This is a genomic window from Flavobacterium sp., from assembly GCF_029242675.1.
Taxonomy (GTDB): Bacteria; Bacteroidota; Bacteroidia; order Flavobacteriales; family Flavobacteriaceae; genus Flavobacterium.
Genome location: NZ_JAQWTM010000177.1, coordinates 1 through 10,423 on the forward strand (window position 1 = coordinate 1; position 10,423 = coordinate 10,423).

Sequence of the window (10,423 nt, forward strand, 5' to 3'; positions counted from 1 at the left end):
TTGAGAATTGTCAGATATGGTCAAGGCCTTACCGACTTTCTGCCCTAAAACCGATACGTAGTCATTTTCTTTTTGTTTAGCATCTTTCCTTGCCATTTTTCTCGCTTGCGATTGGTATTCTTCTAATTTTGAAGACTGAAAAACGACATTGTCTACTTTATTGATGCCTTCATCTACAAGACCTTCCATTAATTCATCATATTTGGATAAATCTCTTAGCAGAATTTCGATTGTTTGCGTAGCATAATACGTAGTTTTCTTTTTTTCATAATCATAAATCGGATTCAATGAAACGCGCTTCGTTTTATAATCGGCAGGAGCCAAATTCATTTTTTTTATCAATTTCAACACTAAATCGATTTGCTTATCATTTTGTCTTTTTACGTCCTTAGCATCATTCCCTTTGGTATCTACTGTTGCAGTAATAGTGGCTTGATCTGGAACCACTTTAATTTTACCTTCACCGTTAACATTGATTTGGGGAATTTGTTTTACCTCTTGACCGTATGACACTGCCATTATCAATAGCGAGAGAACTAATAGTGCTTTTTTCATTTTCTGTACTTTTTTAATAGTTTTAAACTATGTATTCAAAAGCTGTGCCACTAAATTTTACCCATCTTCGCCATTATAAATAATACGACTATTGGGAACGTTAGCAACAAAACCATTAATGTGTTATCTACAAGTAAATGTGGGCTGCTAGCCAAAGTTATGATGTAGCCACCAATTGCGCCACCAAAATGAGCCGTGTGACCGATGTTATCATTTTTAGCTTTCATTCCGTAAATCGAATACAATAAATACAGAATACCAAAAACGTAAGCAGGCATTGGAATAATAAAGAAGATTCCAAGCATCATGTCCGGTTGTAAAAGTATAGCCGAATAGAGAACGCCTGTCACGGCACCTGATGCTCCAATCGCTCTATAGTTGTAATCATTTTTATGGAAAACAATCGTTAGTAAACTTCCAAAAATCAAACTTCCGAAATAAATAATTAGAAACGAAATACTTCCTAGATAAGCGATTACGACAGGAGCAAAAAAATACAAAGTAATCATATTAAAAATCAAATGTCCAAAATCAGCATGCAGAAAGCCCGATGATAAAATTCGGATTTGATCTCCTGCTCGTACGCTTCCCATATGAAATTCGTATTTTCTGAAAAAAGAAATATCATTAAAACCTTTATAGCTAACGAGCACATTGGCAACTATAATCGCAATCAAAATAGTATTCATACATTTAATTTACTGTGAAATGTAAAGGTAGTAATTCTGTTTGTTATCTTTTAGGAGTAGCAGCCTTTAATGCGCTAATCAATTTTGGCTTATCTTTGTAAAAAATTTAGAATGCAATTTATTGTTTACCTATTAGTCTATCCTTTTCTGTGGATAATTTCAATATTACCCTTCCGAATATTGTATGCTGTATCCGACTGCTTGTACTTTTTAATCTACACCGTTTTTGGTTATCGTAAAAAAGTAGTTCGTAATAATTTAGCCATGACCCTACCACATCTTACTGAAAAGGAACGACTTGAAGTAGAAAAAAAATCGTATCACCATTTTTGTGATCTATTTTTAGAAATGGTAAAAACAATGAGTATTTCATCAAAAGAAATCAATAAACGATTTGTCATTACTAATTTAGACTTAGTACAAGAGTACGAGTTAAAAGGCAAAAGTATTATGCTGCTCGTTTCGCATTATGCGAGTTGGGAATGGTTAGTGGTTTTGAATAAAAAAGTTCGCTTTCAAGGAGTTGCTGTCTATAAAAAAGTCAACAATAAATATTTTGATCGGCTTGTAAAAAAAATAAGATCTAAGTACAATACAACCTTGGTGGTAAACAACGAGACCATTCCTTTAATTGCTAACAACCAAAGAAACCAAATCCTGTCGATTTATGGCATTCCTAGCGATCAATCTCCTATGTTACATAAAGTATTTTACGATGATCGTTTTATGGGAATCCGTGTGCCTGTGCATACTGGGGCGGAAACATTAGCTAAAAAATACAATTTAAATGTGCTTTACGCCAAAGTGACTAAGGTAAAAAGAGGTTTTTATGAATGTACTTTAGTCCCGATTAGTGATGATTCAAAATCAGTTCCTAATTATGAACTCACCACTAAATACCTAAGGGCAATCGAACAGCAAATCCTAGAGGCTCCAGAATATTATTTTTGGACCCATCGACGATGGAAACACCGATTAGACTAGCAGCAGGCATTTAAAAATATTCTATTTAGGTCTTAAAACGAAAAAAAATGAATCTAAAAATCAACAATAGATTTAGCAGTGAGCTCCCTGCTGATCCGGATGAAACCAATGAAACGCGCCAAGTAAAAAACGCTTGCTTTTCGTTTGTGACACCTACAAAAGCATCAAATCCTTCTCTGGTGCATGCTTCAGAGGAAGTGGCTACTTTGATTGGATTAAATCCAAAAGATTTGGATTCTGAAGAATTTATAAATGTATTTTCGGGTAAAACAGTCCTAGCCGGAACAAAGCCTTACGCAATGAGTTATGCCGGACATCAGTTTGGTAATTGGGCAGGACAATTAGGCGATGGTAGAGCTATTGTTCTAACAGAAATTGATGTAAACAACACCAATTACACATTACAGTTAAAAGGCGCTGGAATGACTCCCTATTCCCGTAGAGCAGATGGTTTAGCGGTATTACGCTCGTCGATTAGAGAGCATTTATGCAGTGAGGCTATGTTTCATTTAGGCGTTCCCACTACCCGATCGTTATCATTAATTTTGACTGGAGATCAAGTTTTGCGCGATGTCATGTACGACGGTCATCCTGCTTACGAAAAGGGCGCGGTGGTGTGTAGAGTGGCTCCTTCCTTTATTCGTTTTGGGAATTTTGAACTTTTTTCGTCTCAAAATGATTTGACCACGTTAAAATTACTAGCTGATTTTACAATTAAATACCACTTTCCAGAAATAGAGGGAAATAGTAAAGAAAGTTACGTTGCCTTACTTCAAGCAGTCGCTGATCAAACGCGAGAAATGATTGTGCATTGGCAACGCGTGGGTTTTGTTCATGGTGTCATGAATACTGATAATATATCTATTTTAGGACTAACGATAGATTACGGTCCTTATGGCTGGCTAGAGGATTACAACCCAAATTGGACTCCCAACACCACCGATAGAGAACATCGCAGGTACCGTTTTGGTAATCAACCTGAAATTGCTTTATGGAATTTGTACCAACTTGCAAATGCCTTGTATCCGCTTATTGACGAAGCTGCACCACTGGAACAGATTCTTGAAGATTTTCAAAATAGCTATCAAAAAGAGTACCTCACGATGATGCTTGCTAAAATAGGATTGACTACAGTTGATGACAATGACGACCAATTAATCGCCATTCTAACCGAAAACCTTCAGTTAACCGAAACTGATATGACCATTTTCTTCAGGAATCTGAGTCTGTTTAAAAAAGAAGAATCAGAAGAAAAAGCATTAGAAATCGTTTTTGACGCTTTTTATAAACCAATTGAAGTAGTCGAAAAAGTAAAAGAATCATGGTTGTATTGGTTTACGTTATATCGCAACCGCCTTCAATTAGAAGCACCTTCTGATGAAAGCAGAAAAATAGCGATGGACAGCACCAATCCTAAATATGTTTTGCGTAATTATATGGCGCAGCTAGCCATTGAAGCCGCTGAAAAAGAGGATTACTCTTTAATTGAAGAGTTACATCTTTTATTGAAAAACCCATACCAAGAACAAGACAAGTATTCAAAATGGTTTGCTAAAAGACCCGATTGGGCGAGAGAAAAAATTGGGAGTTCTATGCTGTCTTGCAGTTCTTAATATTCCTAAAAACATAAGAGTCATTTACATATTTGTAAATGGCTCTTATTCATTTTATAGATAGTTGTATTATGAAAACCAACTTTTAACCAATTCGTCCTCTAAAGGTTTAGCATCTTTATGCACGAATTCATTTGAATTTTTATTGTAAGTATACTCCAAAGCCCAAGTCTCATGATTTGCTGCTAAAGCCTTTATGCTTTCACAAACCATTTCGATCTCAGCTGTAGTAGTCGTTGGATGTACTGACATTCGAATCCAACCTGGTTTTCTAATCAAATCGCCTAGGCTTATTTCGTCAATTAATTGATTGGACGTTTCTTGATCAACGTGCAATAAAAAGTGGCCGTAAGTTCCTGCACAGCTACATCCGCCACGCGTTTGAATTCCAAATTTATCATTTAGCATTTTTACACCCAAATTAAAATGTAAATCATCAATATAAAAGGAAATTACTCCCAAACGATCTTGATGCTGTCCCGCTAATATTTTGATATTGGAAACAGAACCTAATTCAGCAAAAATATAATCTACCAATTCATGTTCTCGCTTCAAAATATTATCAATTCCCATTTCTTCTTTCAATTGAATGGCAAGAGCAATTTTGATAACCTGCATAAAACCCGGAGTACCGCCATCTTCCCTATCTTCGATATTATCGATAAACTTATGCTCTCCCCATGGATTGGTCCAAGCTACGGTTCCTCCGCCAGGATTATCAGGAACTAAATTCTGATATAATTTTTTATTAAAAATAAGCACGCCAGAGGTTCCAGGGCCGCCTAAGAATTTATGTGGTGAAAAGAATATCGCGTCTAAATAACTTTCGTCATCATTTGCAGGATGCATATCAATAGGAACATACGGACCTGAACAAGCAAAATCGACAAAACAAAGACCATTATGTTGATGCATTAATTTTGCAACCTCATGATAAGGCGTTCGAATCCCCGTGACATTAGAGTAAGAAGTTATCGAGGCAATTTTAAAAGGTCGGTGATCGTATTGTGCTAGTAATACTTCAAGGTTCTCAACACTAAAAAGGCCATCCTCGGTAGCTGGAATCACAACAACATCAGCAATAGTCTCCAACCAAGAGGTTTGATTAGAATGATGTTCCATATGTGAAATGAAAACAATAGGTCTTTTTTCTGCTGGAATGGTAATAAAATCTTTTAAATTTTCAGGCACTTTGAGTCCCAAAATACGTTGAAATTTATTAACAACACCGGTCATACCGGTTCCATCCGTTATTAAAATATCGTTTGCATCAGCGTTAACGTGATCTTTAATAATATGTCTCGCTTTATGATAGGCTTTAGTCATTGCGGTACCAGAAACAGTAGTTTCCGTGTGAGTATTTGCCACAAAAGGACCAAACTCATTCATCAATTTTTCTTCTATAGGACGGTATAAACGCCCACTTGCTGTCCAATCCGTGTAAAGAATTTGCTTTACGCCAAAAGGAGAGGTGAATTCTTGATCAATTCCGATAATATTTTTTCGGAATTTTTGAAAGTACAATTCGAGTTCTGTCTGATTTTCAATAGTAGTCATTCTCTAACAATTTGCACCAAAGATATTTAAATTTAAGGAATGTATCAGTATTTAATCCTTTGAATTTTTAAACTGATGCGGCTATTCAATTGATAACTAAACGCCTAAATAAAATACTTTTGGCATAAAAAAAATCCCTTTCAAATATAAATTTAAAAGGGACTGAATTGTTAAGCTAGAATTTACAAATCAAATCCTAAAGAGAATTGTAGCACTCTATTAAAAGCTTTGTCGTTAGAGTCGTAAAGATCTCCTAAACCTAGATGGTATCTTACTCCTAAGCTAATTCCAGCATCAGTTTTAATACCTGCGCCAAAATTCATACCCCAATCAAATTTGTTAGGATCGTACTCTTGTGTTGTAGTAATAAATCCTTCGTAAACCTCTTTATGAGTAATGGCTAACCCTATTTGCGGTCCCGCTTCCAAAAAAAAGTTTTTTGAGGGATACGCCTTCAACATTATCGGTAAATTGATATAATCTAATTTTTGAGTAAAGGTTGTATTCCCGTTTTTTATTTGATATCCTTGCTGGGAGTACATCAATTCCGGTTGAATAGAAAAGCTATCGCTAATAAACGACTCTCCATAAAAACCAACGTGAAAACCGTGACGCTGATCCGTTTCTCCGTTACCATCAAAGTTCACCGAAGCTAAATTATATCCTCCTTTAATACCACCATTAGATTTAGAAGTAGCACTGTCTTGCGCATGTGTACAAACTACTAATCCAAAAAATAAAGCCAATGTTAATTTAATTTTTTTCATTTTGATTGTTTTATTAATTACTATTTATTCGTCTTATTTTCCTCCATTTGCCTTTAAATCAGCTAAGCATTGTGCATCTAGTTTTGGAGCAGAACCTCCGGAAACCATATTACTGAGTCCACTACCCGACTCGGCTTGCCAATACATCAAACAGGTTTTTTCTGTACAATGTTTCGCATGTTCTTTGTCCTCGTGATCTGATTGCATTGTAGTGCCTAAATTAGTTAATCCCAAGATATGACCAAACTCATGACTAACAACTGTGGACTCAACTAAACTTCTATTGGGTTTAAATGGGCTATCAGTAAGCGATTGCACCGTCTTTTCATAAATAACTATAGAAGTGTTTCTGTACGCTGTTCCAATCACAAAACTGTTCCCTGAATCACTTGTGGAACCTGCGTCAGTAAAGAAAACCCAAACAGCAATTTGATTAGCAGTATTGTATTTGGTTCTATTTGCATCTTCGATTGCCTTAATATCATCAATAGAATAGGCCGTTTTTCCTGGTGAAGCGATAGCTCTTTTAACAACCGTAATTCCTTGCGATTTGTTCGTTCTTGCATTCAAAAAAGAAACGAAATCGTTAACCGCAGTAGCCGTTGGCTCAAAACCTTGCACGTAAACAATTTCTATCACCATACTCTTAAAAGTGGCATCCGAAAGCAAGTCATTTGCTGAGCTTCCTGTAGCTTTTTTATTATTGTTAACTGAGAACCCACTTGAAGACATTTCAGCCATAGTTTCATCTTGAGCACACGAAAATAACAATCCTACCAAAAGGAGTACTAAACCTAATTTTTTCATTTTTATAATTTAAACATTACAGTAAATTAGCCATCCTTTCGGATGGCTAATTTAGAAAACCAATTCTAAACCAATTATTATTATATCTGTCTTAACACTAAAGTCACAGCAGCATTTGTAGAACTTTGCAAGTTAATTGATGTTGAATTAAAACTTGTAACTTTCCATGTATTATTCAATAAACTCATTGAAGCGTTTCCTGAAAAAGTTAATTTCAAAAATACATCTGTTTGTGAACTTGTAGCATAGGTACCATTTGCAGCAGTAGTTAAACCATTGAATACTTTAATAGACATATCATTAGCGAAATCTATTGTAAAATCTTTATAAGTCGTAGCTGAATCCACCCCTGAATTAACAAAAGACTGTACTTTAAACATTCCGTTAACTAATATCGTTTCCATTTGCTTACTACTTTGAACTGCAGCTTCCATGGTAGCTTTCGTTTTTAAAGAAGCTTCAATCGCAGCTTTGAACTCAGCATCACTAGATACGTTTGTTTTTGAACCATCAATTAAGGTTAATGCTAATGGGTATTTAACTGAGAACAACTCGGTACTACTTATATTTGACATGTACGTATATAATTGCTGATTAGATGTAAATACTAAGCTTCCGGTTTGTTGAAAACTTGTGTTGTAAGTCAAAATCGTCATTGGGAATGTGATTTTTACCGATGAAATGGCACTCTGACCTGAAGATTGAGCAGAAGTACATCCGTTTACTATCGCATTATATTCTGATTGACTATTAACAGCAACTTCAGTATAATTACTTGTTTTTACTTTCAAAGGAAATTGAAGAACAACCGTATCTTGGTCATTATTAAATTGTCCTAAGATAGAAATTACTTGTTGGTAATCTGCTTGTGTAAATAAAGAAACTCTAATTCCATTTACAGTAGCTACTGCTGGCAGCACAATTGAAGAACAAGAAGTACCATCTAACATATCATCTGCCGAACCATCAAACATTGCAGTACGCTTAAAATTAGTTGTAGCTGTAGAATTTGCAGCGTTAGTGTTTGGGTTTTGTCCGTCAACTTCGTTTACTTCACTTTGGCAAGAAGTAAATCCTAATAATGCAACTAGTGCGATTCCTGTGATAGTTTTTAATGTTTTCATTTTTTTTAAATTTTATGTTTTTATTTTTTTTAATGGCTATTGTATCGCCGTTCTGTTAGTAAGACAACTGATCTTATTTTTACCCTACCCACATTTTAAAAAAAATTTTTATTTTTATTTTGGTAAGTACAAAAATATAAGAAATCAAGTTAATTGTTGTTATATAATAGAGCCGTACTAATATTATATGTGGACCTTCCTTTTAATCATTACCGTATAAAAGTAATTTGAAGTCAATATAGTGTAGCCTTACTATTTTAAAAATGAGGAGCAAGTACTATCCTGTACACTTCTCAAAAAAATATTTTACATTTACAAACAAAAAACATCCGTTACCCTATGAATAATGAAAACGAAACCCTTTGCGAAGAAGTTTCCTTTAACAAGGCTTATTTATCGAATGTCCAAGCGGCAACGAACTTTGCCTACTATAAGTGTGGAGATAGAGATGTTGCCCTAGATCTTGTTCAAGATGCGTTTGCAAAAATATGGGAACACTGTTCGCAAATTGAGTTTGCTAAAGTAAAAACCTATTTATTTACCACCGTCAATAATTTATTTCTAAATACCATAAAGCACCAAAAAGTGGTTTTGGCTTATGCCAAAGAAAGTCCGAACCTAGATCGCACCAATCAAAGTCCAGAGTACTTATTAGAAGAAGAAGAATTCAAAATAAAACTTCAAAACGCAATTGCATCATTAAGCGAAGCACAAAGAGAAGTTTTTTTAATGAATAGAATTGATGGTAAAAAATACCGAGAAATAGCGGAGCTACTCGATATATCTCAAAAAGCAGTCGAAAAAAGAATGTCAGCTGCTTTAAAAATTTTAAAAACACAAATAGAAAATATATAAATTACTGATAGCAAGTAGGGTAATTTTAGTTTAAGTTGTCTTATTTATGTAATCTCTTAAAGATGAAAGACGAAAAAAAAATATTAGAATGGATTAACGGTGAGTTATCCGATAAAGAAATCCAAGACTTAAAACAGTCTGAAGATGATATTATATTGGAAAAAATCATGCATTATTCAGCACAGCTTCAAGCACCTACTATAGACGCTGAAGCAGTACTAGCGCAATTCAAGCAGCGTAAGATGGAGAAAAAAGAAAGTAAGGTGATTCCTTTGAATTACAAGGCCTTCTTTAAAGTAGCTGCAGCTATTGCCGTAGTGTTTACGTCCTCTTACTTTTTGTTTTTTAATAGTACAATTACTTTTGAAACAGCGATCGCACAAACGGAATCTTTTCAACTACCCGATGAATCGGAAGTTACTTTGAATGCAAGCTCGAAAATAACTTTTGATAAAAACAATTGGAAAGAGGACAGAAGTTTGACTTTAGAAGGGGAAGCGTATTTTCAGGTTGAAAAAGGACAGAAGTTTAGTGTAAATACTCAAAATGGAATTGTTCAAGTACTAGGTACACACTTTAATGTAAAGCAACGTGACAACTATTACGAAGTAAAGTGTTATGAAGGGCTTGTTAGTGTTACCTACAACAATAAAACGGTACAATTACCACCCGGAAAAACCTTTAGAGTGGTTAACAATACGATAGAAGCCGTAGAAGATTTTGTAGTACAAGGACCTTCTTGGTTGCAAAAGGAATCTACATTCGATCGCATTCCATTAGCTCAAGTCATTGCCGAATTGGAGCGTCAGTACAAAATAAAAATCGTGACAAAAGGCGTTGACACCACTAAATTATTTACGGGAACATTCGCAAATGATAATCAACAAGTTGCTCTGGAAGCAGTAACAATTCCGCTACAATTGAGTTACCGTATAGAGGACAAGACTATTATATTTTACAATTATGCTACAAAATAAATGGATCGTACTGTTGCTGTTGTTGATCCGTTTCAATAGTTACAGTCAACAATCCACTGCCGTAATACCACTTACTACAATTATACAAAATACGGAACAACGCTATAATGTAAAGTTTTCCTATGCAGTTGAAGATGTAAAAAACATACGTATCGAAGCACCTAATGCCTCTTTAACTTTTAAAGAGGTAATTACCTATTTAAATGCTAAAGTACTATTAAACTTCAAAGCAATTGATGACCGTTACGTGACTGTTTCACTTTTAAACAAGACCGTTAGAGTCTGTGGCACAGTTTATAGTGAAACTACCAAAACCACGCTGCCAGGCGCAAGTATAAGGTTAGTAGGAAGCTCAAGAGGTGCTGTTGCAAATGGTACTGGAACTTTTACCATCGATAATATCCCTTTAAATGCTACTATTATAGTCTCTTTTATCGGATACGAAGACCAACAATTTACTCCAAAAGAATTATTCTCAGAGAATAACAATTGTAA

At 34.9% G+C, this 10,423-nt stretch carries 11 protein-coding genes; 5 read left to right on the forward strand and 6 right to left on the reverse strand.

What is annotated here, in order from left to right; all coding sequences use genetic code 11:
* Positions 1–555, reverse strand: a 555-nt coding sequence (locus tag P8M54_RS06865) for an SIMPL domain-containing protein (protein WP_300286567.1), incomplete at its 3' end; no start/stop codon positions are given.
* 50 nt (positions 556–605) lie between these two features.
* Positions 606–1,244 carry a rhomboid family intramembrane serine protease gene (locus P8M54_RS06870; RefSeq protein ID WP_300286569.1) on the reverse strand — a complete coding sequence of 213 codons (639 nt, stop codon included), beginning with the start codon at positions 1,242–1,244 and terminating at the stop codon, positions 606–608.
* A gap of 111 nt (positions 1,245–1,355) precedes the next feature.
* Between P8M54_RS06870 and P8M54_RS06875 the strand changes: the two genes are divergently transcribed.
* Positions 1,356–2,228 carry a lysophospholipid acyltransferase family protein gene (locus P8M54_RS06875; protein ID WP_300286571.1) on the forward strand — a complete coding sequence of 291 codons (873 nt, stop codon included), beginning with the start codon at positions 1,356–1,358 and terminating at the stop codon, positions 2,226–2,228.
* Positions 2,229–2,275: 47 nt separating this feature from the next.
* Positions 2,276–3,841, forward strand: coding sequence for a protein adenylyltransferase SelO (locus P8M54_RS06880; RefSeq protein ID WP_300286573.1), 1,566 nt, complete (start codon positions 2,276–2,278; stop codon positions 3,839–3,841).
* A gap of 69 nt (positions 3,842–3,910) precedes the next feature.
* Here the strand turns inward: P8M54_RS06880 and P8M54_RS06885 are convergent, their stop codons facing one another.
* The 4 genes from P8M54_RS06885 to P8M54_RS06900 all read right to left on the reverse strand — a co-directional run bounded on the left by P8M54_RS06885 (position 3,911) and on the right by P8M54_RS06900 (position 8,096).
* Positions 3,911–5,398, reverse strand: a complete 1,488-nt coding sequence (locus tag P8M54_RS06885; protein WP_300286575.1) for an aminotransferase class V-fold PLP-dependent enzyme — start codon at positions 5,396–5,398, stop codon at positions 3,911–3,913.
* Positions 5,399–5,580: 182 nt separating this feature from the next.
* Positions 5,581–6,165, reverse strand: coding sequence for a porin family protein (locus tag P8M54_RS06890; protein ID WP_300286578.1), 585 nt, complete (start codon positions 6,163–6,165; stop codon positions 5,581–5,583).
* A gap of 33 nt (positions 6,166–6,198) precedes the next feature.
* Positions 6,199–6,972, reverse strand: coding sequence for a membrane metalloprotease (locus P8M54_RS06895; RefSeq protein ID WP_300286580.1), 774 nt, complete (start codon positions 6,970–6,972; stop codon positions 6,199–6,201).
* 80 nt (positions 6,973–7,052) lie between these two features.
* The gene (locus P8M54_RS06900; RefSeq protein ID WP_300286582.1) at positions 7,053–8,096 is read right to left on the reverse strand and encodes a hypothetical protein; all 1,044 of its coding nucleotides are present in this window, start codon (positions 8,094–8,096) and stop codon (positions 7,053–7,055) included.
* Between the two features lie 339 nt (positions 8,097–8,435).
* Between P8M54_RS06900 and P8M54_RS06905 the strand changes: the two genes are divergently transcribed.
* The 3 genes from P8M54_RS06905 to P8M54_RS06915 all read left to right on the forward strand — a co-directional run.
* Positions 8,436–8,951, forward strand: a complete 516-nt coding sequence (locus P8M54_RS06905; protein WP_300286584.1) for a sigma-70 family RNA polymerase sigma factor — start codon at positions 8,436–8,438, stop codon at positions 8,949–8,951.
* A gap of 62 nt (positions 8,952–9,013) precedes the next feature.
* Positions 9,014–9,928 carry a FecR domain-containing protein gene (locus P8M54_RS06910; protein ID WP_300286586.1) on the forward strand — a complete coding sequence of 305 codons (915 nt, stop codon included), beginning with the start codon at positions 9,014–9,016 and terminating at the stop codon, positions 9,926–9,928.
* A partial coding sequence (locus tag P8M54_RS06915) for a carboxypeptidase-like regulatory domain-containing protein (protein WP_300286588.1) occupies positions 9,915–10,423 on the forward strand: 509 nt, incomplete at its 3' end. The genes P8M54_RS06910 and P8M54_RS06915, both read left to right, overlap by 14 nt.